Source organism: Streptosporangium sp. NPDC049248 (genome assembly GCF_040678965.1).
In the GTDB taxonomy this organism is placed as follows: Bacteria; Actinomycetota; Actinomycetes; order Streptosporangiales; family Streptosporangiaceae; genus Streptosporangium; species Streptosporangium fukuiense.
In genome coordinates, this window is record NZ_JBFAQY010000041.1 from 5,292 (window position 1) to 28,720 (window position 23,429).

Here is a 23,429-nt window from a genome sequence, read left to right on the forward strand (position 1 = left end):
TCACTGCGCTCCACCGTCGAGGGCCGCCCGCACCAGCTCGTCGAGTCCCATCGAGTCGAGCGCGTCATCGGCCTCGTCATCGGTGGACGCCTCCGGGGCACCGGTCAGGTGCAGCAGCGCGTCCAGCACGCCGATCTCCCGCAGCCTGGTCATGGACAGCGACGCGAACAGCGCCCGCACCCGCGCCTCCTCCTCGTCGACCCCCGAGACCGCGCCCGTCTCCTGCAGGAGCCGCTCGATCACGTGACCGGCGAGGGCCTCCGGGGTCGGGTAGTCGAAGATGAGCGTGGAGGGCAGTTTCAGTCCCGTCGAGGCCGTGAGCCGGTTACGCAGCTCGATCGCACTGAGGGAGTCGAACCCCAGGTCCCGGAACGCCTGATCGGCACCGATCGCCTCGCGGCCGGAGTGCCCGAGAACCATGGCGATCTGACCGCGCAACAGGTCGAGCAGCACACCGAGCCGCTCGGAGCCGGCAAGGCCGGCCAGCCTGTCCCGCAGGGCGGACGCCGACTGCCCGGCCTCCCGCGCCGAGCCCGCCGACTCGACCAGCTCACGGTATCCCGGCAGTTCGCACAGCAGCCTGCTGGGCCGGCCCGCCGTGTAGGAGCGGACGAACCGCTCGTGCTCGATGTCGGCGACCACGGCGACCGGTTCACCCCCGGCGACGAGGCCGCTCAGCGCGGAGACGGCCAGTTCGGGGTCCATCGGGCGCACGCCCATGCGCCGGGACGCCTCCTGCGCCGCGGCCACCTCCGCCATGCCGCCACCGGCCCAGGCCCCCCACGCCACCGAGGTGGCCGCGAGCCCGCGCCCGCGCCGCCGCTCGGCCAGGCCGTCCAGCACCGCGTTGGCCGCGGCGTAGTTGCCCTGGCCGGGAGTGCCGAGCGTCCCCGCCGCGGACGAGAACAGCACGAACACCGGCAGATCCAGCTCTCGGGTCAGCTCGTCCAGCACGACCGCCGAGGTCACCTTGGCGCGGAACACGGTCTCGAACCGCTCCTGCGTCAACCCGTCCACCACGCCGTCGTCGAGCACGCCCGCGGCGTGCACCACACCGGTCAGCGGAAACTCGGCCGGGATGGCGGCCAGCACGGCGGACAGGGCATCCCGGTCGGCCACGTCGCAGGCGACGACGGTCACCCGGGCCCCCAGCCCGGCCAGCTCGGCGCGCAGTTCGGCGGCACCGGGGGCGTCCATCCCCCGCCGGCCGGCCAGCAACAGGTGTTCCGCGCCATGCCGGGCCAGCCAGCGGGCCAGATGCCCGCCGAGTGCGCCGGTGCCACCGGTGATCAGTACGGTTCCGGACGGCTCCCACTCGTCGGGCCTGTCGGCCCTGTCCGCGGGAGCCTGCACCAGCCGCCGCGCGTACACGCCGGAGGCTCGGACGGCGACCTGGTCCTCGCCGTCCAGCCCGGCCAGTACGCTCGCCAGCCGTCGCGCCACTCCCCGGTCGACGTTCTCCGGCAGGTCGATCAGACCGCCCCACCGCTGCGGTTGCTCCAGCGCGGCGACTCGGCCAAGGCCCCAGACGGCGGCCTGCGCCGGACTGCGCAGACCATCGTCCGGAGCGGCCGCGACCGCGCCTTGGGTGAGGCACCACAGCGGCGCGTCGACACCGGCGTCGCCCAGTGCCTGGATCAGCAGCGTGGTCAGCACGAGCCCATCGGGAACTCCGGCCTCCAAGGACTCACATGACTCCTGGGAGTCCTGGGACTCCCGCAGGGCCAGCAGCGACACGACTCCGGCGTACGGTCGGGCTCCGGCGGGTACGCTCAGCCGCTCGGCCAGCGCGGCCCGGTCCTGGGACGTGGCGGTGAGGTCGGCCACCTCCAGGCGTACGACCTCCGCGCCCATGGCTCCGATCGCGTCGATCACCGCGCTCGTCCAGGCGTCCGCCGTCGGCTTCTCGGGAAGCGCGACCAGCCAGGGGCCGGTCGCCGCGGTCCGGCCCGGCGCCTCCGCGCCGTCGCCGGTGAGCGGATTCCACGCGATTCGGTACCGCCAGGCGTCCATGGTGGACCTGCGGCGCCGCTCCCGGCGCCATGACGACAGCGCCGGCAACACCTTGGCCAGCGCGTCGCCGTCCACGTCGAGCCGCGAGGCCAGCGCCTCGGTGCCCTCTTCCTCGACGGCGGCCCAGAATTCCGCGTCCACCGGGTCCGGGGCACCGGTCACGGCCGCCTGCCCCGTCTCGGGCCAGAATCGTTCGTGCTGGAACGCGTACGTCGGCAGGTCCACCGGCCGGGCGCCGGTACCGGCGAAGATCGAGGTCCAGTCGGGACTCATCCCGTGCACGTGCAGCCGGGCGAGCGCGGTGACGAGGGCCCGGTGCTCGTCGCGGTCCCTGCGCAGCAGGGGGACCAGCTCCACCTCGGCCTCCGCGGGGATGGTGTCACGGGCCATCGCGGTCAGGGTCCCGTCCGGGCCGATCTCGACGTAACGGGTCACCCCCGCCTCGTGCGCCGCCCGGATCCCGTCGGCGAACCGTACGGCGCTCCGTACGTGCGCCACCCAGTGGTCCGGAGAGCACAGCTCGGACGTGACGACGTCGCCGGTCACGTTCGAGATCACCGGAATTCGCGGCGCGGAGTAGGAGACGCCTTCGGCGACCGCCCGGAAGTCCGCCAGCATCGGCTCCATCAGCGGCGAGTGGAACGCGTGCGAGACCCGCAGCCGCCTCGTCCGGCGCCCGCTCTCCGCCAGCGCGCCCGCCACGTCGAGCACCGCCCGCTCCAGCCCGGCTATCACCACGGCCTTTGGGCCGTTGACCGCGGCGACGGAGACCTGGTGCTCGTGCCCGGCCAGCGCCCGCAGCACCTCCTCCTCGCCGGCCTGGACGGCGACCATCGCGCCGCCGGCCGGAAGCCGCTGCATGAGCGCGCCTCTGGCCGCCACCAGCGCGCAGGCGTCCTCCAGTGACAGCACGCCCGCGACGTGCGCCGCGGCCAGCTCGCCGACCGAGTGTCCGATCAGCAGGTCAGGGGTGAGATCCCAGGACTCCAGCAGGCGGAACAGGGCGACCTCGACCGCGAACAGCGCCGGCTGGGTCCACCCGGTCCCGTCGAGCAACTCGGCCTCGGGGGTGCCCGCCGGGGCGAACAGGATCTTCCTCAGCGGGCGGTCCAGCCTGGTGTCCAGGTGCGCCAGCACGGCGTCGAGCGCATCGGCGAAGACCGGGAACCGGTCGTAGAGCTCGCGGCCCATCTCCGCCCGCTGGCTGCCCTGGCCGGTGAACAGGAACGCCGTCTTGCCCGCTCGCCCGATCCGGCCGTCGAGCACGTGGGGAGCCGGGTTTCCGTCCGCCGCCGCGGTCAGGCCGTCCACCAGCTCCGCGCGGCTGCCGGCCAGGACGACGAGCCGCTGCCGGAAGCTCGACCGGGTGGTGGCCAGGGAGTAGGCGAGATCGGCCAGGTCGAGTTCGGGGTGCTCGGCGAGGTGGTCGAGCAGGCGTAGCGCCTGTGCCCGCACCGCGGCCGGGCTCTTGGCCGACAGCGGCACCGGCAGAAGGGTCCCGTGGAGCCCGGTGGCGACCTGTGACGGCTCGGTGTGGTCGGCGGGCGGCGCCTCCTCGATGATCACGTGTGAGTTCGTGCCGGTGGCTCCGAAGGACGAGATCCCGGCCCGGCGCGGGCGTCCGGCGTCAGGCCACGGCCTGGACTCGGTCAGCAGTTCCACCGCGCCCGCCGACCAGTCCACATGCGACGACGGCGCGTCCAGGTGCAACGTCCTCGGCGCCACCCCGTGCCGCATCGCCATGACCATCTTGATCAGTCCGGCGACTCCGGCCGCCGCCTGGGTGTGCCCGATGTTGGACTTGATCGACCCGAGCAGCACCGGTCGCTCCCGATGCTGACCGTAGGTCTCCAGCAGGGCCTGGGCCTCGATCGGGTCGCCCAGCCTGGTGCCCGTGCCGTGCGCCTCCACCACGTCCACGTCGGACGAGGTCAGCCCGGCAGCGACCAGGGCGCGGTTGATCACCTTCTGCTGGGACGGGCCGCTCGGCGCGGTGAACCCGTTGGACGCGCCGTCCTGGTTGACGGCCGAACCGCGCAGGACCGCCAGCACGTGATGGCCGTTGCGCCGGGCGTCCGACAGCCGTTCGACGACGAGCATGCCGACGCCCTCCGCCCAGCCCGTGCCGTCGGCGGCGTCGGAGAACGCCTTGCACCGGCCGTCCGGGGACAGCGCCCCCATCTCGCCGAACTCGACGAAGCCCACCGGGGTGGACATCACGGTGACACCACCGGCGAGAGCCAGCGAGCACTCCCCGGACCGCAGCGCCTGCGCGGCCAGGTGCAACGCCACCAGGGACGAGGAGCAGGCGGTGTCCGCGGTCACCGCGGGCCCGGTCAGGCCGAAGGTGTAGGACAGCCGGCCGGAGATCACGCTGGCCGCCTGGGCCGTCTGCGCGTGGCCGTGATGATCGCGAGGCGGCCGGTAGTCACCACCGGTGGCGCCGACGTAGACGCCCACATCGCCGCCCCGCAGGCCGGCGGGGTCGATGCCCGCCCGTTCGAACGCCTCCCAGGCGGCTTCGAGCACCAGTCGCTGCTGCGGGTCCATCACCATCGCCTCACGGGGCGAGATGCCGAAGAAACCCGGGTCGAAGTCGGCGACGTCGTAGAGGAAACCGCCTCCGGCCGCCGTGCTGCGGCCACGCCCGTCGGCGTCCCCACCGGACAGCACCTCCAGGTCCCAGCCCCGGTCGGCGGGGAACACGCCGACCGCGTCCACCTCACCGGTGACCAGCCGCCACAGGTCCTCCGGCGAGCGGACGCCGCCCGGATACCGGCAGCTCATGCCGACGATGACGACCGGGTCGTCCGAGAGCGCGGCCGATACGGGCGCCCGGCTCTCCTCGCCGAGGCTCTCCTCGCCGAGCACCCGGGCCGCCAGGTGTTCGGCGAGTTCCACCGGTGTCGGGTGGTCGAAGACGAGCGTGGCCGGCAGGGTCAGCCCGGTCGCGGCGTTGAGCTGGTTACGCAGGTCGACCGCGGTGAGGGAGTCGAACCCGAAGTCCCGGAAGGCCCGGTCGGCCTCGATCGAGGTGCCGTCCGCGTGCCCGAGGACCGAGGCTGCCCTGGCCACCACCAGTTCGAGGACGAGGCCCGGACGCTCGGCCGCCGGCAGCCCGCGAAGACGGTCCCGGAGCGCGGCCGCCGCGGTGGGCTCGCCGTCGTGGGCGCCGTCCACCGCCTCGATCGCCCGCCGGGCCTGGGGCAGCTCGTCCAGCAGCGAGGTCGGCCGCACCGCGAGGAAGGCCGGGGCGAACCGGTCCCACGCCACGTCGGCGACCGTCACCGCACTCTCACCGTTCGCGACGATCCGGCCCAGCGCGCCGAGCGCGAGCTCCGGCGCCAGCGCGGGCAGCCCGTTCGCCCGCAGGTGCAGGTCCATCCCCCTGTCCGCGGCCAGGCCGCTGTCCGCCCATGCCGACCAGGAGACGGCGGTCCCCACCGCGCCTCGGGCGCGGCGCGCTTCGATCAGTGCGTCCCGGACCGCCTCCGCGGCGGCGGCGGCACCTCGGCCGGCGACGCCCCAGACACCGGAAAGCGAACAGAACACGACGAACGCATCCAGCTCCCGCTCTTCCAGCAGGGAGTCCAGGTGGATCGCCCCGGCGGCGTAGGCCGCGGCGGTCTCGGCCAGGTCCGCCGGCTCGGTCTCTGCCAGCGGGGCGGCCTCGGCCGGTTCCTCGGCGTAGATGACCGCGTCCGGCGGGAACTCCGCCAGCAGGGCGGCCACGGCCTCCCGATCCGCCAGGTCGCAGTGCCTGTTCGTCACCCGGGGATCCACCTCGGCGGGCTCCGGCGCGGCGAAGCACCCGGCCAGCACGACCCGGTCCGCCCCCGCGTCGGCCAGCCGGCGGGCGATGCGCTCGCCGGAGACTCCGGTGTCCCCGGCGACCAGTACCGTGCCACGAGGTCGCCACGACCGGTCGGCGTCCCCGGCCGGGGCCGGGACGAGCCGACGGCCGAACACCCCGGAGGCGCGTACGGCGACCTCGCCCTCGCCGTCCGGGCCGCCGGCCAGCACGCCGGCGAACCGGGCGACGGCCCGCCGGTCGAGCAGCCCGGGCAGGTCGATCATGCCGCCCCAGCGCCGGGGGTGCTCCAGCGCCGCCACCCGGCCGAGGCCCCAGATCGCGGCCTGACCCGGGTTCGGTGGTGCGTCGGATCTGCCCACGGACACCGCGCCTCGGGTGACGCACCACAGCGGCGCGTCGACACCCGCGTCGCCCAGCGCCCGCACCAGCGCGGCCGTCGACGCCACCTCGGGCAGACCGTCACCGCCCGTCCCGGCGAACGCCAGCAGGGAGATCACCCCCGTCGGCGCCCGGCCGTCGGCCTCCGGGCCGCCGAGCTGTTCGGCGAGCTGTGCGGCCAGCCACGCGTGGTCGGTGTGCGTGACGTCGAGACGCGTCAGGGCATCGGGGCCGGCCAGGGCGGCGCCCACGGCATCGAGCACCTCCGCCCACTCCGCCTCGGCCCCACCGGCCGGGACGGCCACCAGCCATCTCCCGGACGGCGGGGTGGACGGCACGGCGGCCAGGGGCTTCCACGCCACCCGGTAGCTCCAGGAGTCCACGAGGGTGCGCTCGCGGCGCGAGCGGCGCCAGGACGACAGCGCGGGCAGCACCGTCGACAGCGAGTCCGCCTCCAGATCCAGCGTGGCCGCCACGGACGTCAGGTCCGCACGCTCGATCGCGGCCCAGAACTCGGCGTCCACCGGGTCCCCGATCGAACCGCCCGCTGAGCCGACCGCCGGGGCGACGGCCTCGGGCCAGTACCTCCGGCGCTGGAAGGCGTAGGTGGGCAGGTCGACGCGGCGCGCGCCGCATCCGGCGAACAGGGACCGCCAGTCCACCGGCAGCCCGTGGACGTGCAGCCGGGCCAGCGCGTCCACGGCCGACGCCTCCTCGCCGCGGTCCTTACGCAGCATCGGCACGACCAGGGTGCCCGCCTCGGTGCCGTCGGCCGCCAGGCAGTGCTGGGTCAGCGCGGACAGCACGCCGTCCGGGCCGAGCTCGACGAACGTGCTCACGCCGGAACCGCGCAGGGTGCGCACGCAGTCGGCGAAGCGGACCGCCTGCCGGGCGTGGTCGACCCAGTAGCCGGGTGAGCAGAGCCGCTCGACGGCGATCGGCTCGCCGGTCAGGCCGGAGACGAGCGGGATGGCCGGCGGGGAGAACCCGAGCCCTCGTACGGACCGGCGGAACTCCTCCAGCATGGGGTCCATCAACGGCGAGTGGAACGCGTGGCTGACGGCCAGCCGGGTGGTCTTGCGACCCTCGGCCGCGAGGTGGGCGGCGATCTCGGTGACCGGCCCCTCCACCCCGGCGACCACCACCGCCGACGGTCCGTTGACCGCGGCGATCGACACCTCGTGCTCGCGCCCGGCGAGCAGCGGGAGAACCTCCTCCTCGGTGGCCTGCACCGAGACCATCGCGCCCTCGGCCGGTAGCGCCTGCATCAGCCGCCCCCTGGCGGCGACCAGGGTGCACGCGTCCGCCAGCGTCAGCACACCGGCGACGTGCGCCGCGGCGATCTCGCCGATCGAGTGCCCGGCCACCAGGTCCGGGCGCAGTCCCCACGACTCCGCCAGGCGGAACAGGGCCACCTCGACCGCGAACAGCGCGGGCTGCGTCCACCGGGTCTGGTCAAGCCGCTCGGCCTCGGGCGACCCCGCCTCGGCGAACAGGATGGTCCGCAGCGGCTGGTCCAGCTCGACGTCGAACTGCGCGAGCACCGCGTCCAGTGCCTGCGCGAACACCGGGAACCTGGCGTACAGCTCCCGGCCCATGCCGGGGCGCTGGGAGCCCTGTCCGGCGAACAGCATCGCCGACCTGCCCGCGACGGTGGCGGCCTCGCCACGCGCGACCTCCGACACGCCGTCGGCGGTGGCCAGCAGCACCGCGCGGTGCCGGAACATCGACCGGCTCGCCAGCGAGTAGCCGACGTCCACCGGATCGAGGCCGCGGTCGGCGGCCGGTACCTGGTCGAGCTGGGCCCGCAGCGCCTCCCGGGTCCGGCCGGAGACGACCCACGGCACGACCGCGGGAACCCTCCGCTCGCCTTGCTCGCCGGGGGGCCGCTCGTCCAGGGGCGCCTGCTCCAGGATCACGTGGGCGTTGGTGCCGCTGATCCCGAAGGCGGAGACGCCGGCCCGCAGCGGTCGTCCCTTCCCCGTCCACCGCCGGGGCTCGGTCAGCAGCTCGACGGCCCCGGACGACCAGTCCACGTGCGACGCCGGTACCTCGACGTGCAACGTCTTGGGCAGCATGCCGTGCCGCATGGCCAGCACCATCTTGATCACACCGGCGACACCCGCCGCCGCCTGCGTATGGCCGAGATTGGACTTGATCGATCCCAGCAGGAGCGGGTGATCCCGCTCCTGGCCGTACGTCGCCAGCAGGGCCTGCGCCTCGATCGGGTCGCCCAGCGCCGTGCCGGTGCCGTGCGCCTCGGCCGCGTCGACCTCGGCCGGGGACAGCCCCGCCGCGGCCAGTGCCTGCCGGATCACCCGCTGCTGCGACGGGCCGTTCGGCGCGGTCAGCCCGTTCGACGCGCCGTCCTGGTTCACCGCCGACCCGCGCACGACGGCGAGGACCGGATGACCGTCTCGCCGCGCGTCCGACAGGCGTTTCAGCACGAGCACGCCGACGCCTTCCGACCAGCCGGTGCCGTCGGCCGCGTCGGAGAACGCCTTGCACCGCCCGTCGGGGGCCAGGCCGCCCTGGGCGCTGAACTCGACGAACGAGTCCGGGCTCGACATCACCGAGACGCCGCCCACCAGCGCCAGCGAGCACTCGCCGGCCCGCAGGGCCTGCGCGGCCCAGTGCAGGGCGACCAGGGAGGACGAGCACGCGGTGTCGACGGTGATCGCGGGACCCTCCAGCCCCAGCGTGTAGGACAGCCGCCCCGACATGACGCTCGCCGTGGTGCCGGTGGCCACGTGCCCCTGCACGTCCGCGCCGGAACCCTTGAGCAGGCCGACGTAGTCCTGGCCGTTGGTGCCCACGAAGACGCCGCCGTCGCTGCCCCGGAGGTCGAGGGGATCGATGCCGGCCCGCTCCAGCGCCTCCCAGGACGCCTCCAGCACCAGGCGCTGCTGCGGGTCCATCGCCAGCGCCTCACGCGGCGAGATGCCGAAGAACTCGGCGTCGAACTCGGTGGCGTCCCGCAGGAAGCCGCCGACGCTCGTGGCCGACATCCCTCCGGCGAGCGCGTCCAGGTCCCATCCCCGATCGTCGGGGAAGGAGGAGACGCCCTCTCCCCCGTCCACCAGCAGCCGCCACAGATCCTCGGGGGAGCTCACCCCGCCGGGGAACCGGCAGCTCATGCCGACGATCACGATGGGATCGTCATCGGCGGCGTGTGCCGTCACGGCCCGCGACCCGGGCCGTGCCTCCTCGTGCGGCATCGAGCCGAGCAGTTCGGCCAGCAGGAAGTCCGCCAGCGCGCTCGGGGTGGGATAGTCGAACACCAGCGTCGCCGGCAGGGTCAGCCCCGTCGTCGCGACCAGCGCGTTGCGCAGCTCGACGGTGGTCAGCGAATCGAAGCCCAGCTCCTTGAACGGGCGGTCCGGTGCGATGCCGTCGGCGTCGGCATGGCCGAGCACGGCGGCCACCCGGCCGCGCAGCAGGTCCAGGACGGCCCGGCCCTGCTCGGTGGCGGGCAGATCGGCCAGCCGTCGCCGGAACGGCGGCTCGGCCGTGGCGGCCTCGTCCCCTCCATCGCCCGTGGCCCCGGCCCCCGTCGCCGCGGCGACCTCGGGCAGGTCGCTCACCAGCGGGTTGCGCCGGATCGCGGCGAAGGCGCCGACGAATCGGGACCAGTCGACGTCGGCGACGGTCAGCGTCGTGTCGTCGTGCTCGATCGCCTGCCGCAGCGCGAGGATCGCCAGGTCCGGGGGCATCATCTCCAGACCGGCCCGGCGCATCCGGTTCTCCACGCCGGCGGCGTCCACCGCCATGCCCGACCCGGCCCACGGACCCCAGGCGATGGATGTCGCCGCGAGCCCCCGCGCGCGCCGGTGCTCCGCCAGCGCGTCGAGCACGGCGTTCGCGGCCGCGTAGTTGGCCTGCCCCGGCGAGCCGAAGGTGGCGGACGTGGAGGAGAACAGCACGAACGCCGACAGGTCCATGTGCTCGGTCAGCTCGTGCAGGTTGAGCGCGGCGACCGCCTTCGACCGCAGGACCGCAGAGAGGCGTTCCGGCGTCAATCCGTCGAGCACCCCGTCGTCGACCACGCCCGCCGCGTGGAAGACCGCGGTCAGCGGCTGCTCCTCCGGGATTCCGGCCAGCACGGCGGCCACGGCGTCGCGATCGGCGACGTCGCAGGCCACGACGCTGACCTGGGCGCCGAGGCCGGCCAGTTCGTCCCGCAGCTCGGCCGCGCCCGGGGCGTCCGGCCCGCGGCGGCCGGCCAGCAGGAGGTGCGCGGCACCCGCACCGGCCACCCAGCGGGCGACCCGCGCCCCGAGCGCACCGGTGCCTCCCGTGATCAGTACGGTGCCTCCGCCGAAGGACTCGGTGCCTGCGCCGGTCGGGGCGGTGCCCGGCGGGGCGAGCTCCCGCGCGACGGGATTCTCGCCGATCGGAGCGTGCGCCAGGCGGCGGCCGAAGACCCCCGGAGGGCGTACCGCGAGCTGGTCCTCATCCTTGAGGCCGGAGTCCTGGATGCCGGACAGCACGTCGATCAGGCGGGAGATCGTGATGGAGTCGAGGTTCTCCGGCAGGTCGACCAGCCCACCCCACAGATGCGGCTGCTCCAGCGCCACGGACCGGCCCAGACCCCACACGGCGGCCTGCACCGGCCGGGACACCTGTTCCGAGCGCCCCACCGACACCGCGCCGCGGGTCACGCACCACAGGGGTGTCTCGGCCCCGGCGTCGCCGAGGGCCTGCGCCAGTGCGACCGTCAGCGCCAGACCGGCGGGAACCCCCGGACAGCCGGCGACGTCCCGCTCGTCCAGCGCCAGCAGCGACACGATCCCGATGGGCCGAGGTCCGGCGGAGCACAACTCCCGTATCCGCACGGCCAGCGCCGCCCGGTCGGGTTCGCCGACCTCGATCCGGTCGGCCTCCGCGCCCAGCGCGCCCGCGAGCGAGGTCGTCCACTCCTCACCCGCGTGCCCCGCCGGGATCACCACGAGCAACCGGGCTCGTACGTCCGGAGAGAGCTCCGGGGAGAGCGCGGTGAGTGGCGACCAGGGCAGCGGCTTCCAGACGGATCGGTACCGCCAGCCGTCCACGGCGGAGCGCTCCCGCCGGTCGCGGCGCCACGAGGACAGCGCCGGGAGCAGCGCCTCCAGCGTGTCGCCGCCGACCGCCAGCCCCGCTGACAGCGCCGCCACATCACCGCGTTCCACCGCGTCCCAGAAGTCCGTGTCCGCCGCACCGGAGGATGCGGGTACGGCGGCCGCCCCGGCGTCCGGCCAGAACCTCCGGCGCTGGAAGGTGTAGGTCGGCAGGTCGACCGTCTCGGCGCCGGTGCCGGCGAAGAACCCTCTCCAGTCCACGGCGACGCCCCGGAGATGCAGCCGGGCCACCGCGGCGGTGAGGGCCTGCTCCTCGTCTCGGTCCCGGCGCGCCACGGGGACCGTCTGGGCGCCTGGGTGGTCGGCGAGACAGTCGGCGGCGATGGCCGTGAGCACGGCGTCGGGGCCGAGTTCGAGGAACGTGACGACGCCCTGCTCCGCCAGCCGGCGCACGCCGTCGCCGAAGCGAACCGGTCGCCGGATGTGCTCCACCCAGTAGTCAGGCGAGCAGAGCTGCTCCGCGGTCGCCGGCTCGCCGGTCACGTTCGACATGACCGGGATCTCCGGAGGCGCGTACGACAGACCGCGCGCGACCCGGCCGAAGTCGTCGAGCACGGCGTCCATCCGCGGTGAGTGGAACGCGTGGGAGACCTGGAGCCGCCTGGTCCTGCGCCCCCCGGCGGCGAGCCGCGCCGCGATCTCCAGGACGGCGTCCTCCTCGCCGGCGACGACCAGCGAAGCCGGGCCGTTGACCGCCGCGATCGACACCTGGTCCTCGCGCCCGGCCAGCAGCGGGAGCACCTCCTCCTCGCGGGCCTCAAGGGCGGCCATCGCCCCACCGGCGGGCAGCGCCTGCATCAGGCGGGCGCGGGCCGCCACCAGGGTGCACGCGTCCGGCAGCGACAGCACACCGGCGACGTGCGCCGCGGCGATCTCCCCGACCGAGTGGCCCGTGAGGTGGTCGGGCCTGATGCCCCACGATTCGAGCAGCCGGAACAGGGCCACCTCGAAGGCGAACAACGCCGGCTGGGTGTAGCCGGTCTCATCCAGCAGGGCGGCCTCCGCCGTACCCGCGGGGGCGAACAGCACCTCGCGCAGCGGGCGGTCCAGGTCCGTGTCCAGGTGGGACAGCACCTCGTCGAGCGCGTCCGCGAACGCCGGGAAGCGACCGTACAGCTCGCGGCCCATTTCCGCGCGCTGGCCGCCCTGGCCGGTGAACATGAAGGCCAGCGAGCCGCGGACGGCGGTGCCGCGCGCGACGCCCCCCGGAACGGCGGCGCCGTCCGGCGGCTCTTCGGCCAGCGCCCGCAACCCGTCGACGATCTCCTGGCGCTCCCGCCCGACCAGCGCCGCGCGCTGGTCGAGGTGCGACCGCGAGGTCGCCAGGGAGAAGGCGACGTCTGTGGGGTGGAGACCGGGCGACTCCTCCAGCAGGGACAGCAGCCGCCCCGCCTGGTGGCGCAGGGCCTGCTCGTTCTTGCCCGACACCAGCACGGGAACGACGACGGGCTCGGCCGTCCCCGCACGTGCGGCGGCGGGCGGCGCCTCCTCCAGCACCATGTGGGCGTTGGTGCCGCTGAGCCCGAACGACGACACCGCGGCCCGGCGCGGATGCCCGGCGCGTACCCATTCCCTCGGCTCGCTGAGCAGTTCGATGGCGCCCGCGGTCCAGTCCACGTGCGACGACGGGGTGTCCGCGTACAGGGTCCTGGGCAGCAGGCCGTGCCGCATCGCCATGACCATCTTGATCACGCCGGCGACGCCGGAGGCCATCTGGGAGTGCCCGATGTTGGACTTGACCGACCCCAGCAGCAGCGGGCGGTCCGGGTCCCGGTCCTGTCCGTAGGTCGCGAGCAGCGCCTGTACCTCGATCGGGTCGCCCAGCGCCGTACCGGTCCCGTGGCCCTCCACGGCGTCGACGTCCACCGCTGAGAGCCCGGCGTTGGCCAGCGCCTGCCTGATCACCCGCTGCTGCGACGGGCCGTTCGGCGCGGTCAGCCCATTGGACGCGCCGTCCTGGTTGATCGCCGACCCGCGGATGACCGCGAGGATCGGGTGCCCGTTGCGCTCGGCGTCGGACAGCCGCTCCACCAGCAGCAGCCCGACCCCCTCGGCCAGGCTCATCCCGTCCGCCGAGTCGGAGTACGCCTTGCACCGACCGTCGGGGGCCATCGCCCGCTGCCGACTGAACCCGATGAAGGCATCGGGGGTGGACATCACGGTCACCCCACCGGCCAGCGCCAGCGAGCTCTCACCGTCGCGCAGCGACTGACAGGCCAGGTGCAGCGCCACCAGTGACGACGAGCACGCCGTGTCCAGCGTGACGGCCGGGCCCTCCAGCCCGAACAGGTACGACACCCGGCCGGACAGCACGCTTGAGATGGTGCCGGTGATCAGATGGCCTTCCAGGCCCTCTCTCCCCCCGGCCATCGCCAGGCCGTAGTCCTGATAGCTGGACCCGATGAAGGTGCCGGTCAGGCTGCCGCGCAGCGACGAGGGGGCGATCCCGGCCCGCTCAACGGCCTCCCAGGCCGTCTCCAGCAACAGCCGCTGCTGCGGATCCATCGCCAGCGCCTCCCGGGGCGAGATCCCGAAGAAGTCGGCGTCGAACTCCGCCGCGTCGTGGAGGAAGCCGCCCCACGTGGAGTACGTCTTGCCGGACCGGCCCGGGTCGGGGTCGTAGAGCCCCTCCGCGTCCCAGCCCCGGTCGGCGGGGAATCCGGAGATCGCGTCGACCCCGTCGACCACGACCTGCCACAGCCGCTCCGGTGAGCGGACCCCGCCCGGGTAGCGGCAGGCCATCCCGATGATCGCGATCGGCTCGTCCGAGGCGGCCCGCGCCGGGCCTGCCACGGCCGCCGGCCCGGCCTGCGTTCCGGCGATCTCGGCGCGCAGGAACTCCGCCAGCGCCTCCAGGTTCGGGTGGTCGAACACCAGCGTGCTGGGCAGTGCCAGGCCCGTCGCGCCGGCCAGCCGGTTGCGCAGATCGACCGCGGTCACCGAGTCGAAGCCCATGTCGCGGAACGCCTGCCGCTCGGCGACGGCGTCGGCCGAGGCGTGGCCCAGCACGGTCGCCGCCTGGGTGCGCACCAGCTCCAGCAGCCGGCGGTCCCGCTCGGACGCCGGCAGCCCGCGCAGCCGGGTGACGAATTCCCCGTCGCTCGCGGCGACGGCCGGCCGCCCGGCGGTTTCGGCCAGCCGCCGTACCGCGGGCACCTCGCTGAACAGCCGGCTCGGCCGCGCCGAGGTGAAGACCGGGAGGTACCGCTCCCAGTCGATGTCGGCGATGGCCAGCACGGTCTCCTCGCCGGCCAGCGCCTGCCGGAACCCTTCGAGCGCCAGGTCCGGCTCCATGAACACGAGCCCGCTGCGCCGGATCTGCTCGGGATCGACCCGGCCGAGATCGCGGTCGTCCGACCAGATGCCCCAGGAGATCGACGTGGCCGGCAACCCCCGGGCACGCCGGTTCTCCGCCAGCGCGCCGAGGAAGGCGTTGCCCGCCACGTAGGCCGCGTGCCGCCCGCTGCCCCACATCCCCGCCGTCGAGGAGAACAGCACGAAGGCGTCGAGCTCGTCCGCGTCCAGCAGCTCGTCCAGGTGCCGGGCGCCGACGACCTTGGCCCGTACCACCTCGGCGAACGCCTCCATGGTGGTGTCCTGCAGGGTGTGCAGCTCGATGGAGGCGGCGGTGTGCACCACCGTACGGACGACGTGGCCCTCCGCCCGCAGCCGCGCGAGCAGACCGGCGACGGAGTCGCGGTCGGACACGTCGCACGCCACCGTCGTGGCGGTCGTGCCGAGTTCGGCCAGCTCGGCCAGCAGTTCGGCCGCGCCGGGGGCGTCCATGCCACGGCGGCTGGTCAGCACCACGTGCTCGGCCCCCTCGGCCGCGAGCCGGCGGGCCAGGTGCGGGGCGAGCGTTCCGGTGCCGCCGGTCACCAGGGTGGTCCCGCGCAGCGCCCAGCCGCGTGCCGGCTCTCGATCCGCCGCCGATACCGGCGCCGGCACCACCCGTCTGGCGAACAGGCCGGAGGGCCGGATCGCGAGCTGGTCCTCGCCGCCGCCGCCCGCGAGGACGCCCGCCAGCCGCCGCGCCGCGCGCTGGTCGAGCGTCCCCGGCAGGTCGACCAGGCCGCCCCATCGTCGCGGGTGCTCCAGCGCGGCCGTCCAGCCCACGCCGTGGACCTGAGCCTGGACGGGGTTGGTCACCTGGTCAGACCGGCCGGTGGAGACCGCGCCCGTGGTGAGGCACCACAGGGGCGCGTCGATCTCCGCGTCGCCCAGGGCCTGCACGAGCGCGACGGTGAGTGCCAGACCGACGGCCAGCTCCGGGTAGCGGTCGGCGGGCTGCTCGGCGAGGGCGAGCAGGGACACGACGCCGGAGATGTGCTCTTCCTCGCCGGGCGAGGCGTCCGGTCCCCCGGCGTCGCCAAGCGCACCGTCACCGTCCGGAGCTCCGGACGGCGGACCGGTCAGCACGCGCGCCAGCAGGGCGCGGTCGGTGCACGACTCGTCGAGCGCGACCCTGCGGACCCGCGCGCCGTGCGCGGTGAGCGCGTCCGCGACGTCGTCGCCCTCCAGGCCCTCCGGGGTGACGAGCAGCCACGTGCCCGACAGGGAGGTGGAGGCGGGGCCGATCACCGGCCGCCAGGCGACGCGGTAGCGCCAGGAGTCCACCGTGGACCGGGCCCGCTGCCGGCGGCGCCAAGAGGACAGCGCGGGTACCACCGCGGCCAGTGTCCCCGTGCCCACGTCCAGTCCCGAGGCCAGCGAGTCGAGGTCCTCCCGCTCCACCGCCGCCCAGAACCGCTCGTCCGCCGGGTCCGCCGCGCCGGCCGTCGGCGCCTCGGCGCGCCGTATCCAGAACCGTTCCCGCTGGAAGGCGTACGTCGGTAGTTCCACCCGGCGGGCGCCCGTGCCGTCGAAGACCGTTCTCCAGTCGACCGGCACGCCGCGCACGAACACCTCCGCCAGGGAGGTGAGGAAGCGTTCCGTGCCGCCCTGGTCGCGGCGCAGGGTCCCGGTGACCACCGCCGAGGTCCCGCCCGTCTCCTCGGCCGTCTCCTGGATCGCGCCCGTCAGCACCGGGTGCGGGCTGACCTCGATGAACGCCCGGTGCCCGGCGGCCAGCAGGCATCGCACAGCGGGTTCGAACCGGACGGCCCGCCGCAGGTTGCGGTACCAGTAGTCCGCGTCCAGCTCCGTGCCGTCCAGCCACTCCCCGGTCACCGTGGACAGGAAGGGAACCTCGGCCCGCTCCGGCCGGATCTCCGACAGGGCTCGCGGCAGCTCCTCCTGGAGGCGTTCGACGTGGGCCGAGTGCGAGGCGTAGTCGACCGCGACCCGCCTGGAGCGCACCCCCTCCTCGGTCAACCGCTCCGACAGCTCGTCGAGCGCGCCGGGCTCGCCGCACACCACGACCGAACGCGGCCCGTTGACCGCCGCGACCGAGATCCGCTCGTCCCAAGAGCGCAGTCTCTCCTCGACGTCGGGCAGCGGAAGCGAGACCGACATCATCCCTCCGGCGCCGGCCAGCCGCCGTCCGATGGCCTGGCTGCGCACCGCCACCACCCTCGCGGCGTCGTCCAGGGACAGCGCGCCCGCCACGCAGGCGGCGGCGATCTCCCCCTGGGAGTGCCCGATCACCGCGTCGGGCTCCACCCCGTGAGCGCGCCACATCGCCGCGAGCGAGACCATCACCGCGAACGACACCGGCTGCACGACATCCACCCGGTCCAGCGACGGCGCTCCCTCCACCTGGCGCAGCACGTCGATCAGCGACCAGTCGACATACCGGCTCAGGGCGAGGGCGCACTCGGCGACACGTTCGGCGAACACCGGGGACTGCTCAAGCAACCGGGCGCCCATACCGGCCCACTGCGCGCCCTGGCCGGGGAACACGAAGACCGTCTTGCCCTCGGCGTCCGCCACGCCCTGGATCACACCCGGCGCGGGCTCGCCCGCGGCCACCGCGCCCATCGCGGCGGAGAGCGACTCGCGGTCACCGCCCACTACGACCGCGCGGTGCTCGAACGCCGACCTCGACGTCACCAGCGAGAAGCCCACCGCGGCCGGATCGAGCTCATCGCGGCCGGCACCGTGGTCGGCGACGTGGTCGGCATCGTGGTCGGCGACGTGCGAGGCGAGCCGTCGCGCCTGCGCGCGCAACGCCTCCGCCGTCCTGCCAGACACCACCCACGGCACCGCGCCGAGCGCAGGAACGGGAAAGCGGCCGGGAGCCGCGGCCGCGGAATCCTCACGGCCGTCGGGACCGGCGAGCGCGACCTCGCCGACCGGCTCCTGCGCGTCCGGCGCCTGTTCGAGGATCGCGTGGGCGTTCGTGCCGCTGATCCCGAAGGAGGACACGGCGGCCCGGCGCGGCCGTCCGGTCTCCGGCCACGGCGTGGCCTCGGTCAGCGGCTCGACCGCGCCCGCCGTCCAGTCCACGTGGGTCGAGGGCGTGCCCACGTGCAACGTCTTGGGCAGCACCCCGTTCCGCATCGCCATGACCATCTTGATCACGCTGGCCACGCCCGCCGCGGACTGGGTGTGGCCGATGTTCGACTTGACCGACCCGAGCAGGAGCGGGCGCTCCCTGTCCTGCCCGTACGTGGCGAGGAGCGCTTGGACCTCGATGGGGTCGCCCAGGCCCGTACCCGTGCCGTGCGCGTCGATCGCGTCGACCTCGGCCGGGGACAGCCGCGCGCCTGCCAGGGCCTTCCGGATCACCCGCTGCTGGGAGGGACCGTTGGGCGCGGTCAGCCCGTTGGACGCGCCGTCCTGGTTCACCGCCGAACCGCGCACCACCGCCAGGATCGGGTGGCCGTTGCGCCGCGCGTCGGACAGCCGCTCCACCAGGAGCAGGCCGACCCCTTCTGCCAGGCTCATCCCGTCGGCCGCGTCGGAGAACGCCTTGCACCGGCCGTCGGCGGCCAGGGCCCGCTGGCGGCTGAACGCCACGAAGGCGGCCGGGGTGGTCATCACCGTCACGCCGCCCGCCAGGGCGAGCGAGCTCTCGCCGTTGCGCAGTGACTGACAGGCCAGGTGCAGCGCCACCAGCGACGACGAGCATGCCGTGTCGACCGTGACCGCGGGCCCTTCCAGGCCGAGTACGTACGACACCCGGCCGGACAGCACGCTCGGGATGGTGCCGGTGACCTGGTGCCCCTCGGCGTCGGCGGCGTCCGAGCCGTACTCCTGGTAGCTGGAGCCGATGAACGTGCCGGTCGGGTGGCCGCGCAGCGCGAAGGGATCGATCCCGGCCCGCTCGATGGCCTCCCACGCGGTCTCCAGCAGCAGCCGCTGCTGCGGGTCCATGGTCAGCGCCTCGCGCGGTGAGATCCCGAAGAACCCGGGGTCGAAGTCGCCGGCGTCGTGCAGGAACCCCCCTTCGACCGAGTACGTCGTGCCGGAGTGATCGGGGTCGGGGTCGTAGAGCCCTTCCGCGTCCCAGCCCCGGTCGGCGGGGAATCCGGAGATCGCGTCGCCCCCGTCGGTCACCAGTTCCCACAGCTGTTCCGGAGAGCCGACGCCGCCGGGGAACCGGCAGGCCATCCCGATGATCGCGATCGGTTCGTCGGTGTGGGCGGCGACCGGGGCTCCGGCGGCGTCGGCGTCCGCCGTGCCCGCCGTGCCCGCGATCTGTGAGCGCAGGAACTCCACCAGCGCGGCCGGGTTCGGGTGATCGAACACCAGTGTGCTCGGCAACGCCAAGCCGGTCACCGCGACCAGCCGTTTTCTCAGCTCCACCGCGGTCAGCGAGTCGAACCCCAGCTCGCGGAAGGCGCGCCGCTCGGAGACCACCTCGGCCGAGGCGTGCCGCAGCACGGCCGCCACCTCGGTGCGCACCAGATCCAGCAGCCCGCGCCGCTGCTCCTTCTCCGTCAGGTGCCGCAGCCGCGCGACGAATTCGGGGGCGCCGGAGGCGCCGGCCCCGTCCTCGGTCTCGTGCTGTGCCCTGACCTCCGCGAGCTCGCCGAACAGCCGGCTGGGCCGGGTCGAGGTGAAGATCGGATGGAACCGGTCCCAGTCGACGTCGGCGACCGTCACCACCGCGTCCCGGCCGCCGACGGCCCGGCTCAGCTCGCCGATCGCGAGGTCGGGCGGCAGCGCGGCCAGCCCGCGCCTGAGCAGGTAGTCGGCCATGCCCTCGGTCGTGGCCATGCCGGCTTCGGCCCACGCGCCCCAGGCCACCGACGTCGCGGCGAGACCCCGCGCACGCCGGTGCTCGGCCAGCGCGTCGAGATAGGCGTTGGCCGCCGCGTAGGCGCCCTGCCCCGCGCTGCCCCACACCCCGGCGATCGAGGAGAACAGTACGAAGAAGTCGAGCTCACGATCTCCGAGCAGGTCGTCCAGGTTGGCGGCGCCGGCCGCCTTCGCCGTCATCACCTCGGCGAGTCCGGCGGCATCCGCCTGCCCGAGCGGCGCGGCGGCCTGACCCACCCCGGCCGCGTGGACCACCCCGGTGAGCGGGTGCTCGGCCGGGATCGCGGCCAGCACGACGGCCAGCGCGTCGCGATCGGCCACGTCACAGGCGACCACGCTCACCTCGGCCCCCAGCGCGAGCAGTTCGTCGCGCAGCTCCGGCGCCCCGGGGGCGTCCATGCCGCGCCGGCTGGTCAGCACCAGGTGCGTGACGCCGCCGCGTACCAGCCACCGCGCGGTGGCCGCGCCCAGGGCGCCGGTCCCACCGGTGATCAGCACCGTCCCGCCGGACCCCGGCGCGGTGCCGCCGGAGGAGCCGGCCGGATCGGGCGCGGCCGGATGACGCCGCAGCCGCCGGCCGAACACGCCCGACGCCCGCACCGCCACCTGGTCCTCGCCGTCCAGGCCCGCCAGCACGCTCGCCAGCCCCTGGGCGGCACGCCCGTCGACGACCTCGGGCAGGTCGACCAGGCCGCCCCACCGCTCCGGATGCTCCAGGGCCGCGACCCGGCCCATACCCCATACCTGCGCCTGGACCGGGCAGGTCACTCGATCGCCGGGAGCCGCGGACACGGCGCCCCGGGTGACGCACCACAGTGGCGCGCCGATCTCCGCGTCGCCGAGCGCCCTCAGGAGCGCGACCGTGCGCACGAGACCGCTCGACACCGCCCCGCCGTCCGCGGCTGGCGCCTCCGCCAGCGCGAGCGTCGACAGCACCCCGGAGATCTCGCCCGTCTCCCGGAGCCGGGCCACGAGCGACGCAGGGTCGGTGTCCGTCCCGTCCAGCACGAGCCGCTCCACTCGCGCCCCGTGACCGTCCAGCGCGGCGACCACGTCGCCGTCCGCGATCCCGTCGGCGGTCACCACCAGCCAGGTGCCCTCCAGCACGGCGAGAGGGGGCGTACGTCGGGGCTTCCACTCCACCCGGTAGCGCCAGGAGTCGAGCGTCGACGCCTCGCTCCGGCTCCGCCGCCACGACGACAGGGCCGGAAGCAGGGTGTCCAGTGAGGAGGAGTGTTCGTCGCGCAGGCCGAGGATCGCGGCCACGTCCCCGGCGTCGCCACGCCCGACCGCGTCCCAGAGCCGCGCGTCCGCCGGATCGGCGGCCGTTTCGTTCACCGCCGGCGGCGGCTCCGGCCAGAACGACTCATGCTGGAACGCGTACGTCGGCAGGTCCACCCGGCGGGCCCCGCGGAGCAGGGCCGACCAGTCGACGCGCACGCCGTTCACATGCAGCTCGGCCAGCGCGGTCATGAGGGCGGTGCTCTCGTCGCGGTCGCCGCGCAGCACGGGCAGCAGCAGCGCGTCCGCCTCCGCGGGAAGGGCGTCCTGGGCCATCGCGGTCAGCACGCCGTCCGGCCCGATCTCCAGGAACGCGGTCACGCCCGCCCGGTGCAGCTCCCGCACGCCGTCGCGGAACCGGACCGTCTCCCGCACGTGCCGCACCCAGTAGGCCGGTGAGCACAGTTCGTCCGTGGCGAACCCGCCGGTCACGTTGGAGATCACCGGGATTCGCGGGGGCGCGTACGACACCGTCTCGGCGACCGCCCGGAACTCCGCGAGCATCGGCTCCATCAGCGGAGAGTGGAACGCGTGCGACACCCGCAGCCGCTTGGTCCTGCGCTCCCTGGCGGCCCACCCGGCGGCGACCTCCAGCACCGCGGCCTCGGCCCCGGCGATCACCACCGACGCCGGGCCGTTGACCGCCGCGACGGACACCTCGCCCTCGCGCCCGGCCAGCGCCTGGCGGATCTCCTCCTCGCCGGCCTGGATCGCCACCATCGCGCCGCCGGCCGGGAGCGCCTGCATCAACCGGCCCCGCGCGGCCACCAGCGCGCAGGCGTCCTCCAGCGTCAGCACCCCGGCGACGTGCGCCGCGGCGAGCTCCCCGATCGAGTGCCCCGCCAGCGCGGCCGGGCGCACGCCCCACGACTCCACCAGCCGGTACAGCGCGACCTCCAGGGCGAACAGCGCAGGCTGCGTGTACGCCGTGCGGTCGAGCAGTTCGGCGTCGAAGAACAGTGCCTCCCGCAGCGGACGGTCCAGGTAGGGAGCCATCCGGGGGGCCAGCGCCGCGAGCACGCCTTCAAGGGCCTCGGCGAACACCGGGAACCGCTCGTAGGTCTCCAGGCCCATGCCCACTCGCTGAGCACCCTGGCCGGTGAACAGGAACGCCGGCTTCTGGTCGTACCCGGCCTGGCCGCGTGCGACTCCCGGCGCGGCCCGGCCGCCGGCCAACGCGCGCAACCCGGCCAGCGCTCCGGCGTGGTCCTCGGCCAGCACGGCGGCCCGGTGCTCGAAGGGGGAACGGGTGGTCGCCAGCGAGAACGCCACGTCGGCCAGCGGCACCTCGGGACGGCCTTCCAGATGGGACAGCAGCCGCGCGGCCTGCTCCCGCACCGCCTGCTCCGTCCTGCCCGAGACCGGCAGCGGCACCGGCAGGCCCGCCATCGGCGGCTCGACGGCCGAGGGTGCCGCCCCCTCGGCCGACGGAGCCCGCTCGGCGGTGTCCTGCTCGATGATGAGATGAGCGTTGGTGCCGCTGAAGCCGAACGACGACACCGCGGCCCGGCGCGGGTGGTCCGTCTCCGGCCACTCTCGCGCCTCGGTCAGCAGCTCCACCGCGCCCGCGGTCCAGTCCACGTGCGAGGACGGCGCGTCGACGTGCAACGTCCTGGGCACGATGCCGTGCCGCATTCCCATGATCATCTTGATCACGCCCGCGACACCCGCGGCCGCCTGGGTGTGGCCGATGTTCGACTTGATCGACCCGAGGAGCAGCGGGCGGTCCCCGGGCCGGCCCTGACCGTAGGTGGCCAGCAGCGCCTGCGCCTCGATCGGATCACCCAGGGTGGTCCCGGTCCCGTGCCCCTCCACCACGTCCACGTCGGCCGGGGACAGCCGCGCTCCGGCCAGGGCCTGGCGGATCACCCTCCGCTGGGAGGGGCCGTTCGGCGCGGTCAGCCCGTTGGACGCGCCGTCCTGGTTGATCGCCGAACCGCGCAGCACCGCCAGCACGTGGTGACCGTTGCGCCGGGCGTCCGACAGGCGCTCCAGCACCAGCACCCCGACGCCCTCGGCCCAGCTGACGCCGTCCGCGCCGTCCGCGAACGACTTGCACCGCCCGTCCGCGGACAGCCCCCGCTGCCGGGAGAACTCCACGAACGGTCCGGGGGTGGCCATCACGGTCACCCCCCCGGCCAGCGCGAGCGTGCACTCACCCGAGAGCAGCGCCTGCGCGGCCAGATGCACCGCGACCAGCGAGGACGAGCAGGCCGTGTCGACCGTCACGGCCGGGCCCTCCAGGCCCAGCGTGTAGGACACCCGGCCGGAGACGACGCTCGCGGCGGTCCCGGTGCCCCGGTAGCCCTCGAACTCGCCCGCGCCCAGCATCCCGCTGTAGTCGGTGTACATCACCCCGGCGAACACGCCCGTCCGGCTGCCCCGGAGCGTGACCGGATCGATTCCGGTCCGCTCGACGGCTTCCCACGAGGTCTCCAGCAGGAGTCGCTGCTGGGTGTCCGTCGCCAGGGCCTCCCGCGGGCTCATCCCGAAGAAGTCCGCGTCGAACTCCGCCGCGTCGTGCAGGAAACCGCCCTGTCTGGTGTACGAGCTGCCCGCGTGGTCGGCGTCCGGATGGTAGAGCGCGTCCAGGTCCCAGCCGCGATTGACCGGAAATCCCGTGATCGCGTCCCGGCCCTCGGCCACCAGCCGCCACAGGTCCTCCGGTGAGGTGACGCCCC

Annotated in this window: 1 protein-coding gene (only partly in view); it reads right to left on the reverse strand. The window is 74.6% G+C overall.

The features are described from left to right. A protein-coding gene (locus AB0K21_RS41270; protein WP_364158039.1) for a type I polyketide synthase crosses the window boundary here: on the reverse strand, positions 1–23,429 show its 3' portion. The gene runs 5,506 nt beyond the window's last position; 23,429 of the gene's 28,935 nt are visible here — the last part of the coding sequence; its start codon lies beyond the right edge, outside the window — the gene reads right to left on this strand; its stop codon occupies positions 1–3.